The organism is Methylobacterium sp. WL19, from assembly GCF_008040005.1.
In the GTDB taxonomy this organism is placed as follows: Bacteria; Pseudomonadota; Alphaproteobacteria; order Rhizobiales; family Beijerinckiaceae; genus Methylobacterium; species Methylobacterium bullatum.
Genome location: NZ_VRVC01000001.1, coordinates 1 through 24,062 on the forward strand (window position 1 = coordinate 1; position 24,062 = coordinate 24,062).

Genomic DNA, 24,062 nt, shown 5'->3' on the forward strand with positions numbered 1-24,062 from the left:
CGCCCGTATCCTGGCGATGACGCCAGAGGAATTGCGGGCGGACACCATTGCTCGCGGCGAAGACCCCGACAGGCTGATCGCCGTGGCTGATGCGGCCCTTGCCAGAGCCATGGCGGATTGTGGGTTTACTCCTAGGACCTAGACCGCCCCCTCTCCAAGCTGGAGGCGCTGAGTTTCGACGTGGTGGATCAAGGAGGGGAAGGGTGATGGACGAAGCGGCGATGGTGAAGCTTCTGACGCGAGCCGATTGCGTCCAGATTGGGAAGGAGGATGACGGCACCCGTCATGTGGTGTCGTTCATGTTCAAAGACCGGAAGGATGCGATCGCTGTGTTTCGGGCAATCGACCTTGATGACGGCCCTGACGATCCCGACCGGTCCCCAACTACCCCAGACTGATCCGCCCGGCGGAGAGGAGAACGAGCGCATGGTGAGCCTACACACCTACGTGACGTACGTGCTGCCGCTGATGGTGCTGGTAGGGACGCTTGCCGTTGGGGGCCTGTCGGTCCTGCTCACACGCTACTGGCGTCGCTAACCCCCTTCCCCGCCCTGACGGCGGCCGGGCTTGAGGAGAGATGGATGGACGAGGAACAGGAAGACTTGGCCGGCAAGGTCTCTGGGGAAGCGTACCAGATCATCGGCGCGCTCGCGGATGCCGCCGGGCTATTCTACGACGAGGCGGTGATCCGAGCTTTGGACTATTTCGGCTACGAGCAATGGCGGAATCCGGGCGCCGAGATCCTGCCATGGCATCCGAAGCGAGATGCCCCCCCGCCCGGCCTAAGCCAGACGACGCGTGAGGAGGTGAGGATGGACGAGAAATACGATGTGATCATCTACGGCGGCAACGGTGGCATGGCGACTGGCTTCGCTCGCGGCTTTACGCCTGGCGCTACCATGCTTGTGCTCGATCCAGGCGACGGAGGCGACTATTCCGCCATCCCCGATGGCGCGAGGCTTGAGCGTCACGCAGTTATGGCGAGCGTCAATGTCCGTGATCTAGGACCAGGGGGTGCCTTTCTGAACGAGAGGACCGTGAATACCGGTGACCCCGTTGATGCAGGTAGGCGATATGAGATCACTGCCGTCACGCTAACCGACGGGCGTACCTTCGGGTGCGGGCATCTCGTAGACTGTGTCGGAGCGGTCAATCAGGGACCATCCTGGGCAGGCCGCGCTTCGGTCTAAACGCAAAAAGACCTCGCCCAGCCGAAGCTGAACGAGGCCCTATCGTGCTCTCAGGACGACCGACAGGCGCGGTAGCGCGTCGGGTGGGATAGCTACCCTGGATGGAGATACGCCAGCAGAGCGCGGATCTGATCGGACCCAATCCGTAGCACCACCACGAGGTAAGCCGCCGTGAAGCAGATGGTCGCCGCGATGATGATCCGTTTCCAGCTGATGTCCTCGGGGTACTGAGGCTCCATGTCGCCGAGCTTGCCGGCCGGGATCGCGGGGCCAGAAAGCATGAAGAAGATGCCGACGGTCTCCACCCAACTTTGGAAGATGATCGCATCGTTCGTGATCATCCACGCAAGCTCTGGACCGCCGCCGCCCATGCGCCAGAGCAGGCGCCAAAGCGCGCCGCCAGCCGCCGCACACGACCACAGGATCAGCCCGAGATAGAACCGGCGAGCGCTGTCCGGCACCTCTGGGGCAAAGGCGCGTCGGAACTTCAGCACGAAGGCCACAAAGATCACCGTGAGGGCCGTGCCCTGCATCGCGCGCAGCACCTCGGCCTGGAAGTTGTCCTCGACCACCACGGCGACCGGCCAGTAGAGCGCGAGCAGCGCGAACGCCACAATGGGGGCAATGAAACGGTTCAGCGTCGCACGCATCAGGACCGGCGCTCCATGATCTTCATCGTTTCTATGACCACAGAGACGTGGGGGTCTTTCCGGCGCTTCTGGCGGGCCTCGAGCTTCACCAGCCGCTCCCGCGTCTTATCGGAGAGCTCCACCGCCTCAGCCGTTTCGGCGTGCGATGCCTCGACGATCTTGCGCACCACGTCGCCGGCATCCTCGGTGGAGGCCAAGGCCGCCCTTGCACGCTCGTGGAGCGCGCGCGAAGCATGGCGACCGGGCATGATCCAATGCATGACGCTCTCCATGATGCTCATGCATCGCCTCCTCGGTTAAGGAGGCGGTCCATCCGTGTTTCCAGCCGTTTGATGATCTCGTTGTTGTACCCGACGATCTGGAGGATGTTGGCCTGCCCGTGGCGACCATCCTTGGCCTCGCCCTCGGCTTCACGCGCAAGGTCATGCACGGCGGTGTTGAGGGCGGTGATCGAGCCTTTCATGGCGTCGAGGGCGGTGAGAATGCCGTTCGACCGCTCCAAGGCGGTGACGACGCGTTCGAGCTCCGTCGTCTTCGCGATGCCGGCGCGGTAGAGAAGCCAGCCGAGAAGCGCGATGACCGCCAGCGAGGCGATGAACAGCGGCGCGTAGAGGCTATCCGCCGCGGCGATCTTGCGAACCGCATCCTCGACGATGGCTTGGCCCGGCACCCCCGTAGGAATGCCGGACGGGACTTCGACGGCGGCGCGGTAGAACAGGCCGGAGAGCGCCATGCCTTAGCGCTTCGCCGGAACGGCCGTTGAGACGCCGCTAACCCGCTCGTAGGTGCGCTGGGCACCGAGGCCGAGAAGAGCGGCGAGGATCGGCAGGATGTCGGTCATGATGAGCGTCGGCGGGGCCGGGAAGGCGATACCGAGCGCGACGCCGATCATGGCGCCCAACCACGTGAAGATCGGTGCGAAGAGGTACTGATACCCCAGCGCGGCGACGCAGATCCACCCAACCGAGGGGCGCCAGCGGGAACTGAAACGGTCGTTCCCCTGCGCCTCGGCGAGGTTGATCTCGTTCTGCGCCTTGTTCTGTTCGATGATGACGGAAGCCACAGCCGCCTCGCGGGCGGAGATGACTTCCTCGACCTCTTTCTGCGCTTGGGCGCGAGCGACAGGGTCCGGCACCAGCCGTTCGACGAGGATCTTCGCCGTCTCCGTGATGCTGGGAAGGACCCCAGGCAACGCCGCGCCGATGATTGAGCCGATGATACCGCCAGCCATGGGATCAGACCTTCTTTGCGGGGAAAGCGGCCCGGAGGCGCTTGATGACGGATGCCCAAAAACCGCTTGCGACACCGACGGGTGACGGCGGGATGGGTGCGGTCGGAGAAACAGGCGGCGTCGGCGGGGTAGGCGTGGCTGTAACGGGCGCTTGGCTGCCGGGGACGCCGAACAGCTTCAGGGCGGAAGCCAGAGCCTTCTCGACCGCCTCCGGCTTCACCAGTGCCTTGTTGAGGCCGTCGCCGACATAGTAGCTCTGACCGCGAACGACGTTCCGATGCGCGCCCTTGGTGGCAGCGAGAACCGGGAAAGAGGCCCATTCCTGCGCGAGCTTGAGCCCGAACCCGACCGGGCTGAGCGCGCCCGACATGAACGAGGCGTAGCCTCGGCGCTTGAGCAGGTGGTAGCCGAGCCGGTCCTGAAGGTTCGGATCGAAGAACTCCATGCCGGACAGGCCGAGTTCGGTCTTCAGCCCCTGGAGCGTCGCCCGCATGAACTGGTAGCGCCCGCACGCCGACGAGCCGTACTTCGTCGTCCACGACTTCTGCGCGGCGATCACGTCGTCCAGCCGCATGGTCGTGATGCCGGCTGGCAGCTTGTTCTGGTTGTTGCCGTAGATGGTGCCGTACCCGTAAGGCGCCTCGTAGGACGCGATGAAGTCGAGCAGAAGCGCCGCGCCGGCTGGCACGCTTTTGTCCATGACAGTTCTCACAGTTTCGGGGAAAGGATCAGCGCCGCCGCGCCGGCCGAGAGCAGACGAGGGACGGGATGCCCTCGACGTCGACGGCCACGCAGACCGAACGACGCCGATCAGCCATGGCGGGAGAAGCCAGCGCGCAGAGAAGCGCGAACGCGAGCAGAGCGCGGGCCATGGTGGTTCTCACGATGTCAGGGGTTGCACGGCGACCGGCCGGCTCGGGAGGGGATTCCTCAGGGAACAAGGTGTGCTATCGTTCGCGGATCAGTGCGGCGGCGTGGAAAGCAGACACGCAGCGATGTTGTAGCCGCGAGGTGGCGGCAAGCCCGATCAGGGGCCGACTACGAGGGTTTAGCGGAGACGACGCATCGTCTGCCGCGCAGGTTGATCGGAGAGTGCGTTCCGAGATTGGCCGACCAATCGCAAATTGCCACCTCTCGCCGGATTAGCGCCCGGCCCGCACTGACCTTTACCCTCGCCCATGCTATCCTCGCCCCAACACGCCGGGACGGCCCAGAGCCAGCGAGAGGCCCTCACCGCCCCACTCGAAGACGGTTAAGCGAGCGGCGAAATCCTGCCGCCGGCCTTAGGGTCCGACTGGGGTGCGTGTCACGCCGCCCTGAACCCGTCCCGTTTCGTCCACTTCCATCCCTCGGCGACAGGCTCGCCGTCCGGCACGGCGATGACCGCCCTGTCTTCGAGCTCCGAAGGTACGCACAGTTCCTCACCCTCCTCGACGGCGAACACATCGACGACGAGCTTTGGGTTCTTGGTCTGGTCGATGATTGCGTAGCGCTCGGCCATGGTGTGCATTCCTTCTTCGTTCAGAACCCGCGCCCGCGGATGTCGCTGGAGATGAGCGTTTCGCCGAAGATCCACGTGGAGACGCGGAACGGCACATCGTTGGCGGTGTCTACCAGGAGATGCAGGTAGTCGAACGACCGACGAGCCGTGGGCAGGACGTATTCGACGACCTGGATGTCGTCGGTCAGCTTCTGCCACTCGGCCGCCGGCACGTCCCAGAGCAACTCACCGCGGCCCTGGAAGCCCGTAAAGAACCGGGCCTTGATCGTCGTGGGCACGCCGCGCGCCAGGGTCATGACGATGCGACGCGGAATGAACAGCGCCGCCCGTTGGAATATGGCGATGTCACCGGTCTTGCTCAGGTCCATGTGGAGTTCGCGGCCGAGCCAGGACTCGACCTCGAACATCGGGTTCCCCTCACGGGCGTTGCCGTGGAGGATCTTCATGCCAGGAATACCCTGGAGCTCGAACGTCGAGATCTGGTTCCCGAACTTACAGAGGATGCCATCCTTCGCGCCGCTGAGATCAAGGCCGGAGGCTGCCGCCACCGATCGTCCACCGTAATTGGGCATGCGTGCTCTCCTCAGACCGTCGTGACGGCGTTTTCGGCGTTCAGCATCGCCCTCAGGTCGGCGAACGGCACCTGCGAGATCGGGATTGACACCCCGTTCCGTCCGCGGTTGGCGAGGTCCATCAGCATGCCACAGGCCTGCGCGCCGCGCGCGACGGTCTGCTCCATGCGCCAGGACGAGCGCCAGATCGCGGAGCCGCCCGCGCCCCAGGACACGGTGAGGTTCGAGCACTGGCTGAAGTCAGGCAGCATGGCCCGGATCGGCACGCCGTAGTTCGGGCTCTTGGTGTAGTCGACGTAGCCCTCTTTCTGCCCGTACCCATCTGGCCGGTTGAAGTGGATGGGCGTGTGGATGTCGAGCGGGTAGCCTCCGGTCGTCACGCTGTCGTCGAAGTTCCACTTGCCGTCAGGGCTGTCCGGATTGTTGTAAGCCATCCGGGCATCCATATTGAACTGCGCCCAGATGCCCCCGGCATCGCGGATGTAGAAGGCGGGCGGCCAGCCGGGGAACAGCGTGTAGTCGCCCGGCGTCTGCCAGACGTCGGTCACGAGACGGAAGCGAGCAATCGCGTCCCTCGTACTGCTTGAGATAGACGGGTCAGTTTGCACGACCCAGTGGCTACCCATCGTGATCCAGGCGGCGTGCTCGGCCGTCTCGACCCGCTGGTCATAGGTCATGTCCATCCAGCCGTTCGTCCAATGGCCGGGAAGATCACAGCCGTTAGTGCCCACTTTGCCGGTTTCCGGGCTCAGCGGGTTGTTCTCCAAGCCGCGCGCGGAGTTGCCGAACGGGAAGACGACGCCGCCGGCGGATACCGGGTCGGGCGACCCTGGCACTCGGGTATAGGAACGCAGGTCGATGATTTTCCGGGTATCTGCGGCCGACCACCCCGGCGGCTTGGAGAACGGAACGCCGATGTCCTCGCCGTTTCTGTTGAACTGGAACTCGAAGCGCCAGCCGTTCGCTTGGCACACGGGGACGGCGTCGCCGGTCAGCAGGTGCTTTTGCGGAGGCTGGGAAGACGTCCAGACCCGATCTCCGCGCGTGTCGTAGAGGCTGTATCCCTGAGGTCCGAAAGTCTTATTGAGACCAGGCGTCGAAAGCCGGCCCTCCTTGTCGGGAAACTCGACAGGCTCGTTCCAGTGGGTGGCGCTTTCGCGGCCTTGGCGCATCTTTACGCCGGCCATGCGCGCAAGATCCACCTCATAGGAGGCGTCATGACAATACTTCATCATGACGAAGTCGCCGTTCTCGAACTCGACCATATAGACCGCCTTCGTGATCTGGTTCTTGAAGACGTTCTTGAGGCGGCAGTTGACCCTGACCTCGATATTCGCGTTGCCAGCGATGAAAACGGCGTCCAGCGCAAGTTGAGCGGACATTGAGGTGATGTCCTTGACCTCAGACCCGTCGGTGCGGCCCATGCGCTCGCGACCGATCCAGACGTTGAACTCCTTGACCTTACCCCAGCGCGGGGTGTCCCAGTCACCCACGCCGAGGCCGCCGGTCGTCAGCCCGCCCTTATGGCCGGTCCATTCGGCAATCAGCCCCGTGCCGCCACCACGGCAGGCGTAGTGCATGAAGGCGTAGCCCGGCAGGGTGGCGCCGTAGCAGAAGAAGTCGACGACTTTCGTTGCCATGGGCTCAGGCTCCCAGCGCGAGAAAGGCCGAGTGCATTTCGGCTTCGGCGTCTAACAGCACCGCAGTTTGTGCCGGGGTCATGTACCCACCAGCCCAAACGAAAGTCGGGGTCAGGGTCGAGAAAGCCGTCGGCGTTCCCCCAGAGGTGTTCTGCGCGAGAATGAAGAGCTCTTGGTTCCCAGACCCAAGGCCGGTGGCAGCCTGGGCAACTTCGTAGGCGGTCTTGCGATGGATCAACGTGCACTTGTCAGCGGCATTTCTCAGCACCGCGTACATGCCACCCGACCCGCCGTCGGCGGCTGCGTTGATTGTCACGACGGTCGAGTTGACGGTTGCCGACCTGACGGCTTGGCTGTCTACACTACGCTGCGGCTGGAGCCCCGTGGTGTAGCTGCCCATCAGGATAGGCGTCGTGCCTTGAATACCGGCATTCACCACCGCGCCGAAGCTATGGCTGTTGGCGAGGAAACGGCCCGTATCTTGAGCTGGAATGTACATGCTTCGAAGATATTGATCCGAGCCGTTGCCCGTAAAACCTACATACTTTGTAAAGGTGATACTGGTGCCGCTGGTCGGGTTTACCTGACCGTACGTGACATTCCGTACGATATCTTGAAGTGAAAGGGTTCGGCTGGGGCCACCAAGGATGGCTGCTGTGCCAAGCAGTGGTAGAATGCTGGCATCGCGGATCGTGTTGAAGAATTTGGCGAAGATATCGCGCTCCGCCGAGGACGGAACATATGCAGATTTGGCAATATAAGCATCGGCCAGAGAATATTTCAGCGGGTCGGAATTATTGCTGTTTGTAAAGTCGAACACGAGAGGGACATTTTCGCCTTCCGACTTTATGTATAGAGGTCCAGTTGGAGGATGCTCACGGAAATACCCTTCACCTGGGGCCAGTGGCCTCGTGCCGGCCTGTCCTCGAACAGGAGCTTGGTCGAAACTGATAAGGATCGACGTACTCGTTGAAGAGTTCAAAATGTCAATACTGTTGCGAAAAGGGTCAGCAGGAAGAGCTTGAGTGCTATCTGATGTAGCCGTGAAAGTGACCGTGCGATTATAAAACTTCTCCATCACAAGATCCTTGAGGGCAGCAAAATTTATGAGGGATGTGATCTTGCGATCTGCGCCGAGCGTCGCGAACAGCTGGTCATCCGGGATCGTCGAAAGGACCGAGGCCTGCGACGTGACAGACGCCAAATCCGAAGCGGTACTGCGCGCGATGGCGGAAAGGTCGAACGTTCCAGACGATGATGTCAGTGAAACGTAAGGCCGAGCCTTCACGGCATTCGGCAGCAGGGCGAGGATCGCGGCGCCCGTCAGGCGGACGAACGGCTTTTGCTGCAGATCGGCGCTGACCAGAGCCTGGGTCAGGATGGTGACGGGTCCGACAAGTGCATTGGCCGCAGTGAAGCCGGAAAGCCGAAGCAGGACCGTGCTGCTCGACCCGTTGGTAATGCGCTGGTCGATCAGCGTGTAATCGTAGGTGCGATCTGCGTAGATGGGGTCGCATTTGATAGGGCCGACGCCGACCGACCCAGTAGGCGTAATCCGCAGCACGCGACCGTCGGCGCCATCTGCGAGGACGTACTGACCACCCTCAGAAAGCGGGGTTGCCGTGGCCTCAGGCGAGCTGACCTGCGTCGTCCATGCGGCGAGAAGGTCGCCTGGGCGGTAGTCCGACCTTGCCCGGTTAAGAAGAGCTACGCTGGTCTGAATGCCGGGGATCGCAGCCGTGCCGGTCGAGGCAACGCGGCGGAGCGCCAGGGGGGAGCCGGTCGCGGAGAAGGTACCTGCGTTCGGGACTTGCCCCCCCGAATATCCGACCTCCGTCGAAACACCAGCGTGCGTGCCGGTATCGGTATCAGGGACGACGTAGGTTGCCGTGGCCGACAGGGTGAGCGCGGCGATCTCGGCATAGGTCTGGCGGGTGATGTAGCCGGTCTGAAGGGAGACTTCGAGGCGAGCCACGCGCGCATCGACGGGTGCCACAGCGGACTGAAGCTGCTCCGGTGAGACCGAGCCCATCGGGCCAACTGGCCCCTGCTTGCCTTCCGGCCCATCCTTACCCTGCGGTCCAACAATGCTCAGACCAGCAGGCCCGACAATAGGGATCGCAGCGGGTATTGCCCCGCTGTCATCGGCCAAAGCCATGCGATTTTCCTTGGATGATGGGCGCGAAGACGGGGCTGCGCTGGCCTGCTAGGGCAGGAAGGTCACGCCGTTGACGTGCTCGATCGTGCCGTAGAACGCGACGACGCGAAGGCCGTCAGCCGAGGCCAGGAGATCGTAGTCGTATGTGCCGGTCGGGAGATTGCTGGCCGAGAGCGAGGTGTAGAGAACGCGCATGGCGACCTGGCCGCCTGCCCCGCCTGTGACGATCGTCGGAACTACGGACGAGCTCGCCGGGTGAGAGGTCGCGGAGAACCGCACGTTGGGATCGGTGGGCTCCAGCCTCACCTGCATGTCGAAATTGATCCCGGCGATATCGATCGGGATCGGGAGAATGCTGATGAAGAACGTGTCGTCGACTGCGAAGGCCGTGGCGCCGGAGGTCACCGTGAAGGTGATGCCGGAGGCGAAGAGGGGAAGTCCAACGACACCCCGCGCAACCACGGCGCCGGTCGGATCTTGCACGGTGAGGCGAGGCGAATTGTCGACCGACGTGACTGAGACGATGTGCACGCCGAGGGCGGTGCCGGACCCAACGGAGGCGACGGAAAGCGAACCGTTGCCGACGTTCTTCTCTGCCGCTACCACCCCGCCTGACCCGGCTTGATAAACCAGAAGCCCGTCCAGCCAATCGGCATTCGTGGACGTGCGAAAGTTCTGCCGCCGCGGCTGGATGCTGAGGATGTTGGTTGGCATCAATCGCTTTTCCTGGCGGCTAGACGCCGATGGCAATGATATTCACGACCGTGCCATTCGGAGCCGTCGTGAAGGGCGTACCGCTCAAAAGCACAGTTGCTTGTGAGATCATGACCTGGGCGGTGAACCCTGAAGCGGTTGTGCCAGTCACAGAGCCGCATACCATCTGCTGGCCGGACCAACCCTCAACGACGAAAGCGACAGGTGCGGCTTTGAACGCTGGAGCGAAGCTGGCGCTAGCGACACCAGCGCCGCCTGCCACCGTGGCTGTGTACTTCTCGATCCTCAGCCCGGTCGCCAGTGTATCCGCGGCGGGCAACTCGACGGCAGCCCCATTCAGGGCCACCAGCGGCTTGCGCGAGGCCATAAGCGGTCACGCCAGGATGATGGGAGGCGACGCCTCAAAGTTGATCTCGGTCGCGGCTACGGCGATGCCGAGGCGCTGCTGAAGCTGGCCGGAGCCGGTCGGGCAGGTTGCCGTGGCCTTGCCGGGCGCCGTGGCGGACAGAAACACAGCACCAGGCGCCTGACCGGTGACGGTCGTATTGCGACCATCGAAATAGATCGTGGCTTGAGCCGCGCTGGCGACGGCCGCGAGCACGTAGCCATGAGCTTCCTTGCCGACGTTGGACGCATCCGCCTTGCGCACGGCAAAGGCCCCAGAATTGGAGTAGATGTTGACGAAGTCGCCGGCTGCCAGCGCCTCGGAGGCGGTAAGGATAGCGACGTCGGCGCCAACCCCGACCGGCATCAGGCTCGGGTCGAGCCGGCCGGTATCGTCCAGCGCCGGGATATCGCCCCCGTTGACCGCGCCCGTGCTGATGACGGTTGCGGGCTGCTCGGCGGAATAGCCGTTTTGAGCCTTCAGATATCTCTTCGCTGCCATATGAGCCTCCTATTCCGCTAAGGCGATCGGTGCGCTAAGGGCGACCAGCAGCTTCGTGGTGCTTAAAGCCACGCCCATTTGCTGGATGAACCCGATGGATGGAGGCGTCTGGACGAGAGACCCGCCAACGCCGAGGAACACCGGCCCTGGCACGAAGCCCCATGACAGCTCGGTGATCTCTCCGAGGCTGACGACCCGCAGGTCATCCCCTTGATCGGCCGCGTTTGAGGAGACGCCGATCACGGTTCCGATCTGCGAGGCATCGTCAGACGACGCCACCATAAATTGGCCGCCGTTGACCACGCGAACCGCCTTATGCCCACCAATTGGCTGGCCGGCGCCGAAGGTCAGCGAAGTCTGGCCCGCCAGAGGTGTCCGAGAGAACACGCCGTCCAGATAGGCTTTCGTGGCCTGCGGCGTTGAGAATGGGATGCCGTCTGCCCCGCCGAAATCAGCGTAATTGCCGCCTGCGACGGCGGTGTCCGCGGTCCCCGCGATGTGGATAAGGATCGTCGTGCCGTTCCCGTTCAGCGCGCAGACGAGGGACCTAGGCGCGTAGGAGTGCATCTCCCCCGAGATGAAGATCTGATCGCAGGCATCATCGTACCAGACGCGAACACGGGTCATGGCTGGATGCTCGTCGGGCGAAGGAAGAGCGTTTCGCTGACGACCTGAAGCGGCCGGTCCGCGGTCAGGTAGAACAGGGCGCCGTTCGCGAGGAACGTGCTCAGCACCTGAATTGAGAAGTTGAGCGTGACCCTCTCCACCACCGTGGCGCCCTCGAACAGCGACGCCGTGCTGGTCTGCAGCGGGCCAAGGGTTGAGCCGCTGTCGATGTCGACCCGGACCTTGCCACCGGACTGCATGGATCGAACCCCGAGGTTGACCGTCATGTCGTAGACGTCGCCCATCGCGCGGGCTCGCAGGACGTTGTCGACGAAGAAATTGTGGTTCTTGAAGGGATCGAGAAGCAAGTTCTGAGTGGTCAGGCCGGAGGGCGCGAACATCAGTCGCTGGCGCACATTCGGGTCGAATGTATCCTCGGCGCCAATTGTCCGATCCGTGTATGTGATCTGCCCGAAGCCAGTGTTTAGACCGGGGGCGCCGCGCGGGCCTTGGGGCGGAACGGCGAGCGGGCTGACAAGGCTGCGCATCACGGCACGCTGGCAACGAGGAACTGAATCATGGGTACGCGAGCGGTCATGATCGTGAACGTCAATGCACCTACGTCTGCCGGCCACGCCCCGAACGCGATAGGAGCAGTCAAGCCAGCCAACTGCCCAGAGGACGAGTTGATGATCGCCCCATTGGCGCTTCCGATCTGCGCTGCCGGAGATGTATTTGTACCGCCGACTGAAAGGCACACAGCAGTGGCATTGTCGCAGTTATAAGCGAACCAATAGAACCCCGGCTCAATCGTTGCACTTGCTGAAAGAGCAACGTTTACGAGGTTCGTCCCCGCCGTCGTTCCCGACCCGGTCGCACCAGCGAGCGTGCTTGGAAGCCCAGTCGCCGGATTATGGCTGTAGAGCGCGAGTTGGAAATTACCCCCTGCCGAGGCGGCGGTCACCTGTACGCCAAGCTGCGACACGGTAATACGTTCTTTGATAATTCCGAACGCGAAATAGGCGGTCCCTACGACTGTGACCGCTCCGGTAAGCGATCCCCCTTGTCCTGACGGCAGGTAAAAACGCCCAGGGACATATCCAGGGTGATCGACAATACCGAGCTTGATCCAGCGAGCTGCGCCGACGCTAACTGAGCGCGCGCGCCACATGTCTCCGGTGCTGGGTACCATCCACACCGAACCGACCGCATAGCCCTGAGAGCTATCGTTGCCCGCAGCAGGGGCTGCGGTAGCGGCGAAGTTGTTTTTGACGACCAGTCCATCGACGTAGGACTTCGATGAGGCGTCGGCTGGGTCTGTCGGCGTGCCGACATTCTGAACACGCTGCCCCTGCGCATCGAACCCGCCAGCGGATTTCTTAGCCATGGGGCTAGCCGTGGATCGCGTAGCGGTAGGCGCCGGACGCTGGTGCGGACGGGAATGTGAACGTCACGGTGTTGGTGTCGGTCGCGATCCAATCGGCCAGCACTTCCTCGTCGGTACTGTTGAGGCGAACCGAAACAAGGATGTCCTTGGTGCCGAGGCTGTGCGTGACGGGGATAACTGTCAGCGCCCCGTTGCCCATGTTGCCGGCGATCTTGCGAGCGACCACCGAGGTATCGATGGAGAAGCCGGTTGAACCGACGACAAGACCGCCGCTCGGGGCCGCGACACCTGCAAAGTTCGTCCCAGTCAGACTGACGCCGTTCGAAGCCGTATAGGTCGGCGCGGCCGAGAACTGTCCCCAGGTCGTCGCGGTCGTGCCGATCGTGACCGCCGCATCCGAGATGATCATGTACGCCTTGTCGGCGTTGACCGTCCCTTCAGTCACGGACACGACCGCGCCAGGCTGAAGTTCGGTCCCACTGTCGGCGTCTGACGTGCGCGTCAGGGCAGAAGATGCGCCAGTCCAAAGCCACAGCCCGTTCTCGGCGCCGGCGGTCTGGTTCTTGAGGAGGATACGATTGCCGCTGGCGAGCGTCACGCCATCGATTGTCGATCCAGGCGCAGAGAGAGACACGTTTCCAGTCGAAGCAGCCCGAACCGGCCCCTTCCAAGACATGCCCGCGCCGACATTGTCGACGTACTGCTTGTTCGCCGCGTCCGTCCCTGTCGACGGATCGCCAAGGTTTAGGATGCGCTGGCTCTGAAGATCGAGGCCGTTGCCTACCTTCTTCGTCATGTCTGAAAAACCTTAAGCGAGGATGGCGGAACCGGCGGTCGGCTGAGCAAAGACGACGCTCACGCTGGTCGTCGTCGCGGTGACATCGGTGAGCATCTCGTCACCGGACGCCGAGTAGACGGAGACCGAGGGGCGGCGCCCGAAGTTGTGTGGAATGATCCAGGTTGATGCGGCTGAGCCCTGCTCATGGACAAGGCTGGAACCGTTCCCGGCCAGCCCCGGCACACCCTGCGGCCCGACGATGACAGGCGCGGCTACGAGGCGCCCTTCAAAGGGCTGTGCGGGAATGAGAACCGGAGACGTTGCCTCGCTGACGATACCCGACGAGCTCGATCCAGGATGAACCCGAAGCGCGAGACGACCGAGCCATTCGACGTGATCCGGGTTGGCCGGGTCGGGGTACCGAAGAATGTCGCCAAGCACGCTGGTGACCCGAGATACCCGCCAGGTGCGGTCCGCAACACGCAGGTCGATCGCGAAATACGGTGTCGCGCCAGGGACGAAGGTGAGGCTGCCATCCTCGCTGGAAGCGATCGCGATGGGATCACCGCCAAACGTCGGGGTCAGAGCGAGAAAGAGAGCCGTCCCCGAAAAATCGACGGTCTGGCCGGATACCGGTTGGATCAGGACGGCCAGAAGCCAATCCGCGTTGTCGATGACGGCGGTGGGGTTCATGGTCACTCGCCCTCAGCGCCGTCAGGCGTCGATCTTCGCGGCTTCACGGAAAAGGTCGTCGATTTCAGTAGGAGACAGACCCACAACGCCGCCGAGCTCGGCCACGTATGGGTTGTTGCGTTGCCACGTCCGTGCGTCCGTGAACCAAATCTCGGCTTCGCCTCCGAGGGCTTCGACAGCAGCCTTCACCGGAACCAGAAAGCTCGCGCGGGAAAGCTGGATCTTGGCTTGAGCACTGGAGACGTCTGGGATGATCTCAGCCGGAGCAGGTGCCTCGGGGGCGCTATAAGCCCCATCCTCGTCGACCAGCCAGCCCGGCTCGATGCCCTCGACATCCGTGACGTCGCGAGCGTCAAACAGGTCCATCCACCCTTCTTGCTCGGGGTAGAGGGCGAGAACGGCACGATCCTTGATCAAAGCGACAGTCATAGATCGACCTCAGTGACGAATGAGAACGCGACCGGGGGCGCCAAAGCCGCCGGGAGCATTCGCTGACGACCCGTTGCCGCCGACCCCAGGAGATGAAGAGCTGTTGCCCTGCGCAACGGCATTGGCCGAAGGAGAGCCACCGCTTCCGGGGCTAGGTCCACCAAGACCGCCGAGACGGTTATTCGTGCCGACGATGATCGGAAACCCGCCACCGTCTCCAGAGTCGTTGACATCACCGCCAGACGAAGTCCCGCCAGCGCCAGCAGTATTCGGCTGCGGGCTCGCGGCAGAGCCGGGGGCGCCGCCGCCGCCGCCCGTCGAGGCGCACAGGGTTTGTCCCGTCGTGACCGTAAGCCCGTTCTTTCGCTGAACCGTACCCGACGACACAACGATAAAGGTCGTGCCTCCTGCGGTTCCCGATCCTGGCGTTGTCCCGCCAACTCCACCGAGACCGCCAGAGCCTACGGTGATTGCGAGCGTCACGTCTGTGATGGCAAGGTAGATGCCGACCAGCCTGGCCCCGCCAGCGCCACCAGAGCCAGCAGCGCCCGTACTATCCGCCCCACCGCCACCTCCACCTGCGCCGCGGCATTCCTCGACGCTAAAAGGCGTTCCAGCGGGGAGAGTAAGGGAGAAGGTACCCGGCGTTGCGTAGGGCTCAAGGGTACCGCCGACGATCCTGAGATTGCTGATGACGGTCGTCGTGATCGTGCCGATTTCAGATGCTGCGAGGCCCAGCATGCGGATGGCGCCGCCGAAGTAGATGCCGAGGAACGGCACGCCGGCAACGATATCGCCAGCGACGACGGGCGTACCGTTCCGCCGAAAAAGAGAGACAGCCGCATTCGTGCCGAGAACGATTGCCGATGACCCCGTCACCGTTCTCAGAGGCACAATTTCGAACAGCATACCTTCCGCGAGGGAGGGAACCGCCGGAACCACCGTTTGGACGTTCAGCAGGTTGGCGGTCGTGCTGATGTCGAGGCCGTAGTGCACCAGCGAGTTGCCGGCATCTGCGGTCAGAGAAGCGAGAAGCGCATCGCGAAAGCGCCTTTCGAGGACGGCGATATTGCCGTCATCGTTGGCGTCGTTCCCGGACAGGTCCGCAATGAATTGGCCGATCATCGCGGCAATCGTCGATGCCTGCCGAAGAGACGTGTTCACCTCGATCGACTTGGCGATCCCGGCCACAAAACCGCCCTGGCGTGCGGCGAGGGCCTGATACTGCGCAACCGTAAGGGCGTTCGCTCCCGAGCCAGTGGCAAACGGGAGGAACTGGTTCGTGCCAGCCATCGAAAGTCCTTTGATGTCGGGAGGAGAGCGCTAGTCGCTCAGGCTCTCAGCCGCTCGGCCGGTGTCACGCCGAAAGCACCGGTATCAAACCCGGCGACGAACTCGTTCTGGACATCGAACCCGAAGAGTGCCCGATTGTTCGTGGACGCGACGGCATAGGTCGAATCGATGCCGGCCGGCTTAATCGGAATGAGGTTCTGATCCAGAATGCCGAGATAGGTGAGCGACAGCGCCTTGCCCGCGACGCCGATGGTCATCGACATTTCGAGACGCTGATCTCCGGTACCGGGTATGGCGAGCTCATCCGGGAACGCTGCGGGGGCATTGTCTTGGACGAAGACGTAGGTGTCGGGATCGATAAAGAAGGCATCGAACACGGCTTGAGCGCCAGGGATGGTGCCGTCCCAATGCTTGGCCAGGATGTTGGCGCGCAGCAATCGGCGATACGTGTCGTCGTCAAGGCTCACGGTTGTCTGGGGATCTTCGTAAGGGCCTTTCCAGACGCCCCGATCGAAGCCGAGACCGACCTCGTCGAAGGTGAAGTAGAGCGTTGGCGCCGGCAGACGAACCGTGCGGGCGCGACCGATGCGAACACCGACAGCGTCAAGCTGGACGCCGATGGCGCTGTCCAGATCGAAATCAACGGGAAGGTGCGAGACCACATCTCGCATGGCAACGAGAGGGGCGAGAACCGCCGCCAGCGTCGCCATGAATTTCGGACGAGTGGAATGCCAAGGCGGCACCAGCCCGAGAAGGTAGTCCTCGGTCATTGTGGGATGACCGAAATTCGGATGTTGGCGGGATCGCACTGAAAGGCTTCGTTGAAAGCCGCCGAGACATCCACGGCCCCGACTGGCGCTAGGCCGTCACGCTGCGCCGTCATGGACAGGATTTCGAATGTCCCACCCTGAACTGTGCCGTTCAGGTTGGCCGGCAGGTATGCACGAGTGAGACGAAGAAGGTTGCCAATGCCGAGGCCGTTGGTCCAATCGGCAAGTGCCTGCCGGATCATGGCCTCGACGTCCTGAGTGTAGCCGGGGAGCGCCTGCAGGGTGATGTAGTAGGCAATCGGCACATAGGTCGGACGGAAGAACCGGATCGCATGAGGAATGCCGTAAGCATCCGTCGAGGACCGCAGCACTGTCCCATAGGTAGTGACCCCTGGTGCCTTCTTGGCCAAGAGAACTCGCGCGATTGAGCTGCTGTCTCCCCCTTCAATAACCAAGGCTATGGCGTGGGGAGGAATTCCGTTCGCGTCGACGACGCTGGTGTCGTTCTCGTAGCCTCGGATGCGGGAAACGCCGTTGATGGCGGCGATGGCTCCGATGACCCCCTCGAACACGGTTCGCGACGGCAACGCGGTGGAGATCGCCTGGCGACGCTTCAGCTTGAGGTCGTTCTCGACCGGCATGCCTGGCGAGGCCGCAGCGGGGTTCGTCACAGCCTGCCACCCGCGGGTCACGGTGGCGATCGTGGTGATCGTGTTCGCGCCCGCTTCGATCGCTCCAAGGGTTGAGGCTGTCGCTGTGACGAGGATACGACCGCTCGCAGGAATGACCACCTCGACAGGCAGGTTCCAGCGCCCGTTCTGTGCGTCGCTCGCGACCCCGTTGGTGATGATGGTTCCCGCTTGCCCTTCAATCTGCAGGTCGACCGTGGAAGCGGTCGGGATCGCTCGGGTGATGCCATTGGTCTTCACGACCGAGGAAAGACCAGTGCCCTGAGCGGTCAGTGGAGAAAAAGCATTGTAGGTGGCGAACGTCGCCGCGGCATGGTCGGCGCAGCACCGCGCCAGGATGGCGAGGAACTGGCCGTCTTGGCTGTCCGCGTCAAGGTAGACGTCGGCCCCGTAGATCCCGCGGTAGGCCGTCTGAAAATAGGTCAGATAGGTGTCGTAGGACGGCACATGGATGCCGGTCGCATCGACGATGGGCGCGGGCGTCGATGCCATCTAGATCGTCTCCCGCAGCGTCGCTTGTCCGTAGACCGTGTCGATGGTCGCCACCACGTCGAAGGTGCGCGTGTCGCGGTTCAGCGTGCTCGAATATTCCGCGATGCCAGACACGCCCTGGCTGTCAAGGATCTCGGCGCGGATGACGGGATCGCGGGTCGACTCTGTGCGCTTGCCGAGAACACGGCGCTGGTAGTCAATGCCCTTGGTCAGATCGAGGAACCACTGTCCGCTCCAGAGATGGAGTCGGTTCGAGACGACGAGCGCAGGGGCATCCGGCACATCGCGGAAGAACGAAGCCTGGCTGCCGCCAAAAATCATATCACCGGCTGCGTCGACCTTACGGATACGCATGACCGACCCATGCCGCTAGAGCGTATCGTGCCGTCTGGATGCCTTCCTGGGGGCTCTGGGCACCCGTGAGGGCCATCGCGCCAATCATCAGCGCCACGGCAAGGGCGGCGCCGGTAAAGCCGCCCACGACGCCCTGAAGCGATGGAGCGCCGATGCTCTTCGACGAGGTCAGCTTGTCGGCAAAGTGCGCCGCGCCCTTAAAGTCCATGCCGCTTTTCGCGTTGACGGCCAATTTCATCGCCGTGTCCATGGAGATGCCCGCCTTCGGATCGATCCCGAAGGTGTGCTTGCCCTCATCGATGGAGATCGTCGTCGCGCCGGTCTTCGCGTCCATGCTAATTTTGTGTTTCCCGTCATCCGAGCGGGTTTCGATCGCCGAGGTGCTGACGTCTTTGATCTTCCGCGGCGTCGACCGGATGCCGGGCAGGTAGACCGCATCGGAGAGATCGTGCATCCGGGCATCAATCTGCGGCTGCATCCCGCCCTGCTGGTGCCAAGTGTCGATGGAGCGGGAGGAGATGATCGCCATCCCCTCGTCGCCTTCCTTGATGGGGTGGGTCATCGTCACGCCGCCGCCGCCCGAGAACTGGACCGGAGCGTCGGAGATCACCGGGTAGTCCATCAGCTTCTGCGAGCCGTCCGGCATGCGCTGAACGAACTTGATGAGGGGCTGGAGCCCGACCGTGTGGCCGTCGCTGTCCTTGACCACACGGACCGGGATCGACGTGTGGATCTTGGCTTGCATGCCCTCTAGAGCAGCTTTCAGATCCTCGTCTGGGTCGTTCCAGCGTTCGCGGAGGTCCATTGTTAACCTCCCTGGTCCGAGGGGTCGTCGGTGCCGATGCCGCGGGCCGCAAGAGCTGGCGTAATGCCCTGAGAAGCGTTCACGCAGATCATGTCGGTGTACCACGGGGCGCCGCGGGTATCGCCGTTGTGGTCGGCGACCATGACCTTGTAGATGCCGTCGGCCGCGATCTTGGCGCCGGTGGCATCGTACTGCTCATTGGTTTTCGCGCCAGTGAACGAGGGATCAAACTCGGCCTGCTGGATGCTGGCTTGATCGATCTTCACTTTGCAGCCCGGAACGATCTGCGTATTGAGCAAGCACCGCGCCACGATGCCCTGAATGGTCTGTTCTGGCATTCCGATCAGACCGGTCGTCGAATTGAGAACCACCGTGTCTCCGGGAAGCGTGCCGGTGTTCTTCACCATCTGAAAGGTGCCGTTGACGATGCACCATGAGGTACCGGTGGCGAACCCTACCTGCCTCAGGATGTCCCGAGCCATGCCGGTGAGAACGCGCCCGCGAGGCATCTTCTTCGAGCCTAGATCGTCGATGTGGCCGACGGTGACTCCGAAGGCCTTCATCGGCTCTAGGCAGGCCTCGACCTGATCTTTGAAGGTGTGGCCAGCCGCGAGGCTCTTGTTCACGACGGCGTGGTTATGCGCCCGATCCGCGCTGGTCGCGAGGATGTGGCAGTACTTGTCGACCGGGTTCTCTCGGCCGATGCGGACCTGAAGAATTTCGCCCTTGAACAGCGCTCCGATTGCACCTCGGTAGCCGGCCTCAAGCGTGACCGATTTGAACTCCTTCCGGATCGCCTGAGCCGTCTTATCGGCTAGGTTGTAGATCCGGATGTTGGCGTAGTTCGGGAACTGTCGATCGCCCTGCCGCACATCGAAGGTGATGCGCATCTGCGAGAGGTCGATGGCGCTACCCCCGCCCCCGACGGTCAGGCGGCAGTCCCTAAGGTACTGCTGCGTCATGCGACGGAGACGAAATAGAGCTTGCTGGTGGTGCCCAAGGCGGCGAAGGCGGGCATAGCAGCTTCGTCCTCCTTGTTCGTCACCATGAGGCCACCGGCGAGGCCGAGATACGCGTACTGAGCCAGCAGATTGATGCTCGGGACGAGGGGCACGCCGCAGAGGATGGGGTCGCCACCTTCCGTGTTGATGTCCATCAGCCACCCGCCTTCGAGCGTGTCGGCATAGGCAAACCGGAGCCGGTAGTTCACGTCGCCAAGTTGGATGCCGAAGATTTGAGGCTGTGGCACCAGCGGAATTTCGTAGGTTGCCATCAGCCGAACTCGTAGATGTTATAGGGCTGTTCGACGGGCGATGGCGTCGGGACCGGAACGCCGTCGACAGCCTCAATCGTCATTTCCCCGAGTTCTGCGGTGGGACCACCTGTGACGGGGTCCGTCGTCGAAAAGCCGCTTGGATCGAAAGCCCCGGCAAAGGCCGTGTCGCCAACGCCCGTGGCCTGTTTGTCGCCGTTGTCGATCGCCTCGGACGTGGTCTGCGGCGACGCCTGGTCGGATGCAGATGCGGCTGGCGCAGCGGTTCCACTTCCCCCAGAGCCCGATCCGCTCGACGTCCGCTGCGTGCTGACGATCAGGATCTCTCGGAGAGCGACGACGACGTTGAGCGCCTTCTCGCTCTTCGGGTCGGTCGTGACCGCAAGGCCACGGATCAGCATGTTCCGATAGGAGCGCTTGCCCGTTGAGACGTTGAAGGGCTGGCGCGAAGCCTGGAGCGCCAAAAACTCCTGATAGACCTCTTGGACGTACCCTTCCGAGCCGGCGCTGGAGTTCGAGAACCCGCAGCGCATCTCGACTTCGGATGGGCGCTTGAAGGCGTGGTCCGTAATCGCGGCTCCGGTCTCGACCGGATGGTCCGTGATGATGAGCTCGTCGCGGTGCATCTCCTCGACGACGACGTCCGGCATGATGCCGCCAATGTCGCGTGACGCAGAGGAAATCAGCGCGTAGGTGAGTTCGCCGAGAAGGGACATCGGTCAGGCCTCTCTCGACAAGCGGGTGCGGCGGCATATGTTGGCCGGAATGCGCATCCTGTCTGCCGCCGCCCTGTTATTGCTGACCATCATGCCCCTCGCCGCTCAGGTCATTCCCGATTGGGATGTGAATGAGCGATGCGGGTCTCGATATAGTGGCGAACCGAACCGCCTAACCCGTGGTTATTGCCTAACCAGCGAACAGGAGGCCTACGACCGTCTGAAGCTGGTATGGAGCAATGTCGACGCCCGGACGCGAGAGGTCTGCGCGAAGGGGGCCGGACGAGCTCCGAGCCACAACTACACGAACCTCTTCGAGTGCGTTGGTCCCTATATCGGCCAGGATCGCATCCGAAACGCCGCTCCATTCCAGAGGTAGTTGCTCAGATGCGTTACGCTCTCGCCTTTGTCGCCCTCTCGTTTCCTTCGTCAGCCAACGCCCTCGACTGCGGCAAACTGCTTGAGGTTCACGCCTTCCTGAGCCGATCTCAGTTCCAGTGCGGGTTCAACGGATACGATCAGAAGATGATCAACATCGCGAAGGAATGCTCCTCGGAAATGAGTGACGCAGCCATGAAAAGGCGCTTCATTGCCGGTGGACAGAAATTCGCGGATCGTGAGAAGGCTGAAGGGCACGATGCGTTATGCGCCAGCGTCCTTCAGTCTTTCCCCAACGTCGTTTCGCGCTAGCGAACCGCGCCGGTCGCATTCCGGAGCATGGTGGAGTTCACCCGATCCTGATTGCGCTCAACCATTGAACCGACGGCGGCCGGGTCACTCGCGCCGTTGACCTCAATCTTCGTTTCTTGGTGCATCGTGGTGTTGCTGGTGCGGTTGTCCCAGGAAGACGTACCCAACGGGGACGAGCCGGTGATGCCGTTTAGGTCGAACTTGCCTGCGGCAGCAGCGGCCTTTGACAGATCGATTTTTGGAGGCCCGCCCGATGGCGCGGGAGCCTGCAACGGGGCCTGGTCGGCGGCGTCGTAGGCCTTGATCGCGTCTCGCGCGTACTTGTAACGGCTTCCATATGCCTTGATGCCGGCGCCTTCGAAGATACGCTCGAAGTCAACCATTTTATCTTCGTTGGTCGCGCCATTCTTGAGGGCTGAGATCGCGCTCTTATGGGTGTTCTGGAGCTCCCATTTGAGGAAGCCGTAGTTGGCTTCGTCGCTTTTCGGATCAAGCTTGTTGTCTTCGGCATACTGGAAAAACCGACGCTTACGGCCTGGGTCCGTCCACTGAGCCCAACCGCGTCCGGGGCCGCCCCCGCCCTCCTCAAATGCCTTAAATCCGGCGCTCTCGTGCCCAAGGTTGCCGAGGACGACCCCGGCCTCTTCCTTGGAAAGTCCGAAATCTTCCATCAGGCGCTTCATCACGCCTGGAGCTTTTTGACTGAACGTTGAGCCCCCAATCGGGGCCGTCGAGCCGCCTCCAGCAGCTTCCGGCCGATCCTTCCCACCGAGAGCCTTCGGCAGAAGCCGTTCGGCAAGAGATCGATCATCCCCCTCCTTCGGCTTGAACACATCGCCGATGTAGCCGCGAACGCGTTCGCGGCGGTCGATGCCCTCTTTGTTGAGTGCGGCACTGTCCGGATTGGCCGCAGCCTGCTCGGGCGTCTGATAGCCATGCCCTGTCGCAAGAACGCCAAGCCCTACCGGGATGCCGAGCCGCAACAGAAGCCCCTTCCATCCGAGCCCTACCGCCCCAAATGCGCCGAGAATGCGAGTGAGCCAGGACGTCACGATGAATATCGCGAACAGCTCCATTGAGGCCTGAAGGCCCTCCTTGCCGGTCAGTGTCTCCGCGATGCTCTGGAACATCTCCCCGACCGGCTTAAGAGCCAGAACCAAGCTTGCGGCCGTTGTAACCAACGCCTCAGCGACGGCGATCACCTGCTTGATGGCCGCTTCGATTTTATCTGGGTTCGCTGCGATCCAATCCCGCAGCATGTTGAGGTAGCGAGTGATGACCGGCGCGAGGTCGGTTCCGATTTTCTCAGCAACCGCCATCGCCGTCGCCCGAAGGGACAGCAGGGCGTCGTTGAAGGCACGAGAGGCTTTCGCAGCCTCATCGTTGTTGAGCCCGACCGTCCTCGCCGTGCGATCGTACTCGGCCCTGTACCGCGCCAACTCGGCGCGGTTCTTGACCATGAGGTTGAACGACTCTTCGCTGATGCCGAGCATCTCGGCTTGCTGGGCGCCGATGTAGTAGGGCTTCTGCGCCAGCTTATCGATGACGTCGGTGAGGACTTTCGCCTTGTCCTGATTGACGTTGACGCCGATGCCCTTGACGAAGTTCGTCAGGCCTGGGTTGTTACGAAGCGCCTTGGTGAAGCTCTCCAGCGTGCCGACGGCCTGAGAAGCCGAACCACCCAACTGCGAGAAGGCGTAGCCCAGTCCTTTGATGTTCTGGACCGAGGCGCCCGTGCGCTGCGAGGTGTAGTAGAGGGTGTCGAACTGAGAGGCGATGCGTGCGACCGCAGCAACGACGGCTGTGGCTGCTGCGCCGACAGCCAGGGCTAGAGCCGCAGCGCCCTTGGCCGCGGTCGCCATCCCATCGGTGAATTTCTTCTCGGAGCCCTGATTGACCTGATAATTTATTGATACCAGGAACTCTTTAATGATTTCTGCGCTCATCGGTTCTTCGCCGCCTCTTGCGCCCGCTCGCGGTTTTCATCCTCGGCCGCGATGGCATCGTTCATCTCGGCAATGTCCGAAATGTCGAGCGTGCCATCCAGCAGGGACTCATACCGGCACCAGCCACGGCTCACGGGCCGAAGCAGCCACTCCTCTCCATGCGGCATGCGCACGGCGTCGAAGCTCAGGTCTTGGCCTCGCCGACTGAACCGGAGAGGCTCGCGGGAAAAAAACTCGAGAAGTTATCCTGCATCACTGCCATGGCGATCTTGAGCATGACGGCGAAGTTGATGTCGTCGAACATCGGGCGGCGAGAGCCCTTCGGTTGGACCTTGGCCCATCCGGCGCCCTGCTGGCGCTCCGTGACCTCAAGACAGGCGTCTAGGACGTATTCGGTGTCTGCGTCGGAGAGCTTGGCGATGGCTTCAGTGATGGGGCCGAGCGAAGCCGCCATGGCTTCCGCGTTGCCGCCCGTGAGCCCCGACAGATCCTTGAGGGAGCTTAGAACGGGCGCGAGACGGCGCAGAACGTGGAACTGCGTCTTGGCCGGCATCTGGCCGCTGCGGTAGGAATGCCCGTCGATCTCAAACTCAACCATG

General features: G+C 62.6%; 33 protein-coding genes. 3 read left to right on the plus strand and 30 right to left on the minus strand.

Annotated features, from left to right (window positions below; translation table 11 throughout):
- Positions 1-206: 206 nt before the first annotated feature.
- The gene (locus FV220_RS00005) at positions 207-398 is read left to right on the plus strand and encodes a hypothetical protein (protein WP_147828821.1); all 192 of its coding nucleotides are present in this window, start codon (positions 207-209) and stop codon (positions 396-398) included.
- A 183-nt stretch (positions 399-581) separates the two neighbouring features.
- On the plus strand, positions 582-1,190 hold the full coding sequence (locus FV220_RS00010) for a hypothetical protein (protein ID WP_147828823.1): 609 nt from the start codon (positions 582-584) through the stop codon (positions 1,188-1,190).
- Positions 1,191-1,282: 92 nt separating this feature from the next.
- Here the strand turns inward: FV220_RS00010 and FV220_RS00015 are convergent, their stop codons facing one another.
- The 27 genes from FV220_RS00015 to FV220_RS00140 all read right to left on the minus strand — a co-directional run bounded on the left by FV220_RS00015 (position 1,283) and on the right by FV220_RS00140 (position 20,827).
- A complete protein-coding gene (locus FV220_RS00015; protein WP_147828825.1) occupies positions 1,283-1,840 on the minus strand; it encodes a hypothetical protein in 558 nt (185 codons plus the stop codon).
- Positions 1,840-2,121 (minus strand): hypothetical protein, encoded by a 282-nt coding sequence (locus FV220_RS00020; RefSeq protein ID WP_147828826.1) that lies wholly within the window; start codon positions 2,119-2,121, stop codon positions 1,840-1,842. The genes FV220_RS00015 and FV220_RS00020 overlap by 1 nt, the downstream gene beginning before the upstream one ends.
- Entirely contained in the window at positions 2,118-2,573 is a 456-nt protein-coding gene (locus FV220_RS00025) for a hypothetical protein (protein ID WP_147828828.1), read from the minus strand. The genes FV220_RS00020 and FV220_RS00025 overlap by 4 nt, the downstream gene beginning before the upstream one ends.
- A gap of 3 nt (positions 2,574-2,576) precedes the next feature.
- A complete protein-coding gene (locus FV220_RS00030; RefSeq protein WP_147828830.1) occupies positions 2,577-3,071 on the minus strand; it encodes a 3TM-type holin in 495 nt (164 codons plus the stop codon).
- A 4-nt stretch (positions 3,072-3,075) separates the two neighbouring features.
- Positions 3,076-3,771, minus strand: coding sequence for a glycoside hydrolase family 104 protein (locus FV220_RS00035; protein ID WP_147828832.1), 696 nt, complete (start codon positions 3,769-3,771; stop codon positions 3,076-3,078).
- Between the two features lie 28 nt (positions 3,772-3,799).
- A complete protein-coding gene (locus tag FV220_RS25280) occupies positions 3,800-3,943 on the minus strand; it encodes a hypothetical protein (protein ID WP_187273271.1) in 144 nt (47 codons plus the stop codon).
- Positions 3,944-4,377: 434 nt separating this feature from the next.
- Positions 4,378-4,572 carry a hypothetical protein gene (locus FV220_RS00040; protein ID WP_147828834.1) on the minus strand — a complete coding sequence of 65 codons (195 nt, stop codon included), beginning with the start codon at positions 4,570-4,572 and terminating at the stop codon, positions 4,378-4,380.
- A 20-nt stretch (positions 4,573-4,592) separates the two neighbouring features.
- The gene (locus FV220_RS00045) at positions 4,593-5,144 is read right to left on the minus strand and encodes a hypothetical protein (protein ID WP_147828836.1); all 552 of its coding nucleotides are present in this window, start codon (positions 5,142-5,144) and stop codon (positions 4,593-4,595) included.
- Between the two features lie 11 nt (positions 5,145-5,155).
- Entirely contained in the window at positions 5,156-6,784 is a 1,629-nt protein-coding gene (locus FV220_RS00050) for an FAD-dependent oxidoreductase (protein ID WP_147828838.1), read from the minus strand.
- Positions 6,785-6,788: 4 nt separating this feature from the next.
- A complete protein-coding gene (locus tag FV220_RS00055; protein WP_147828840.1) occupies positions 6,789-8,942 on the minus strand; it encodes a hypothetical protein in 2,154 nt (717 codons plus the stop codon).
- A gap of 48 nt (positions 8,943-8,990) precedes the next feature.
- On the minus strand, positions 8,991-9,656 hold the full coding sequence (locus FV220_RS00060) for a hypothetical protein (RefSeq protein ID WP_147828842.1): 666 nt from the start codon (positions 9,654-9,656) through the stop codon (positions 8,991-8,993).
- A 19-nt stretch (positions 9,657-9,675) separates the two neighbouring features.
- Positions 9,676-10,023 (minus strand): hypothetical protein, encoded by a 348-nt coding sequence (locus tag FV220_RS00065; protein ID WP_147828844.1) that lies wholly within the window; start codon positions 10,021-10,023, stop codon positions 9,676-9,678.
- Between the two features lie 6 nt (positions 10,024-10,029).
- Complete coding sequence (locus FV220_RS00070) at positions 10,030-10,542, minus strand: hypothetical protein (protein WP_147828846.1); 513 nt, start codon at positions 10,540-10,542, stop codon at positions 10,030-10,032.
- A gap of 9 nt (positions 10,543-10,551) precedes the next feature.
- On the minus strand, positions 10,552-11,169 hold the full coding sequence (locus tag FV220_RS00075; RefSeq protein WP_147828848.1) for a hypothetical protein: 618 nt from the start codon (positions 11,167-11,169) through the stop codon (positions 10,552-10,554).
- Positions 11,166-11,696 carry a hypothetical protein gene (locus tag FV220_RS00080; protein ID WP_210245924.1) on the minus strand — a complete coding sequence of 177 codons (531 nt, stop codon included), beginning with the start codon at positions 11,694-11,696 and terminating at the stop codon, positions 11,166-11,168. Before FV220_RS00080 ends, FV220_RS00075 begins: the two co-directional genes overlap by 4 nt.
- Positions 11,696-12,535 (minus strand): hypothetical protein, encoded by an 840-nt coding sequence (locus FV220_RS00085; RefSeq protein WP_147828852.1) that lies wholly within the window; start codon positions 12,533-12,535, stop codon positions 11,696-11,698. Before FV220_RS00085 ends, FV220_RS00080 begins: the two co-directional genes overlap by 1 nt.
- A 4-nt stretch (positions 12,536-12,539) precedes the next feature.
- Entirely contained in the window at positions 12,540-13,331 is a 792-nt protein-coding gene (locus FV220_RS00090) for a head decoration protein (protein ID WP_147828854.1), read from the minus strand.
- A 12-nt stretch (positions 13,332-13,343) separates the two neighbouring features.
- Positions 13,344-14,006: a hypothetical protein gene (locus FV220_RS00095; RefSeq protein ID WP_147828856.1), complete on the minus strand. Its 663-nt coding sequence runs from the start codon at positions 14,004-14,006 to the stop codon at positions 13,344-13,346.
- Between the two features lie 21 nt (positions 14,007-14,027).
- Complete coding sequence (locus FV220_RS00100; protein WP_147828858.1) at positions 14,028-14,372, minus strand: hypothetical protein; 345 nt, start codon at positions 14,370-14,372, stop codon at positions 14,028-14,030.
- Positions 14,373-14,444: 72 nt separating this feature from the next.
- Entirely contained in the window at positions 14,445-15,728 is a 1,284-nt protein-coding gene (locus FV220_RS00105) for a hypothetical protein (RefSeq protein ID WP_147828860.1), read from the minus strand.
- Positions 15,729-15,766: 38 nt separating this feature from the next.
- The gene (locus FV220_RS00110; protein ID WP_147828862.1) at positions 15,767-16,498 is read right to left on the minus strand and encodes a DUF2612 domain-containing protein; all 732 of its coding nucleotides are present in this window, start codon (positions 16,496-16,498) and stop codon (positions 15,767-15,769) included.
- Entirely contained in the window at positions 16,495-17,679 is a 1,185-nt protein-coding gene (locus FV220_RS00115) for a baseplate J/gp47 family protein (RefSeq protein WP_147828864.1), read from the minus strand. The genes FV220_RS00110 and FV220_RS00115 overlap by 4 nt, the downstream gene beginning before the upstream one ends.
- Positions 17,680-18,033 (minus strand): hypothetical protein, encoded by a 354-nt coding sequence (locus FV220_RS00120; RefSeq protein ID WP_147828866.1) that lies wholly within the window; start codon positions 18,031-18,033, stop codon positions 17,680-17,682. It lies immediately after the preceding gene.
- Positions 18,020-18,838 (minus strand): Gp138 family membrane-puncturing spike protein, encoded by an 819-nt coding sequence (locus FV220_RS00125; RefSeq protein ID WP_187273273.1) that lies wholly within the window; start codon positions 18,836-18,838, stop codon positions 18,020-18,022. Before FV220_RS00125 ends, FV220_RS00120 begins: the two co-directional genes overlap by 14 nt.
- A gap of 2 nt (positions 18,839-18,840) precedes the next feature.
- On the minus strand, positions 18,841-19,728 hold the full coding sequence (locus FV220_RS00130) for a hypothetical protein (protein WP_147828870.1): 888 nt from the start codon (positions 19,726-19,728) through the stop codon (positions 18,841-18,843).
- A 68-nt stretch (positions 19,729-19,796) separates the two neighbouring features.
- Positions 19,797-20,111: a hypothetical protein gene (locus tag FV220_RS00135; RefSeq protein WP_147828872.1), complete on the minus strand. Its 315-nt coding sequence runs from the start codon at positions 20,109-20,111 to the stop codon at positions 19,797-19,799.
- Positions 20,111-20,827 carry a phage baseplate protein gene (locus FV220_RS00140; RefSeq protein WP_187273274.1) on the minus strand — a complete coding sequence of 239 codons (717 nt, stop codon included), beginning with the start codon at positions 20,825-20,827 and terminating at the stop codon, positions 20,111-20,113. The genes FV220_RS00135 and FV220_RS00140 overlap by 1 nt, the downstream gene beginning before the upstream one ends.
- Positions 20,828-21,214: 387 nt before the next feature.
- Between FV220_RS00140 and FV220_RS00145 the strand changes: the two genes are divergently transcribed.
- Positions 21,215-21,517, plus strand: a complete 303-nt coding sequence (locus FV220_RS00145) for a hypothetical protein (RefSeq protein WP_147828874.1) — start codon at positions 21,215-21,217, stop codon at positions 21,515-21,517.
- Here the strand turns inward: FV220_RS00145 and FV220_RS00150 are convergent.
- The 3 genes from FV220_RS00150 to FV220_RS00155 are packed head-to-tail and all read right to left on the minus strand — an operon-like array spanning position 21,514 to position 24,061.
- Positions 21,514-23,463 (minus strand): phage tail tip lysozyme, encoded by a 1,950-nt coding sequence (locus tag FV220_RS00150; protein WP_147828876.1) that lies wholly within the window; start codon positions 23,461-23,463, stop codon positions 21,514-21,516. The genes FV220_RS00145 and FV220_RS00150 overlap by 4 nt on opposite strands.
- Positions 23,460-23,636 (minus strand): hypothetical protein, encoded by a 177-nt coding sequence (locus FV220_RS25285; protein ID WP_210245925.1) that lies wholly within the window; start codon positions 23,634-23,636, stop codon positions 23,460-23,462. The genes FV220_RS00150 and FV220_RS25285 overlap by 4 nt, the downstream gene beginning before the upstream one ends.
- 11 nt (positions 23,637-23,647) lie before the next feature.
- On the minus strand, positions 23,648-24,061 hold the full coding sequence (locus FV220_RS00155; RefSeq protein ID WP_147828878.1) for a phage tail assembly chaperone: 414 nt from the start codon (positions 24,059-24,061) through the stop codon (positions 23,648-23,650).
- Position 24,062 lies beyond the last annotated feature (1 nt).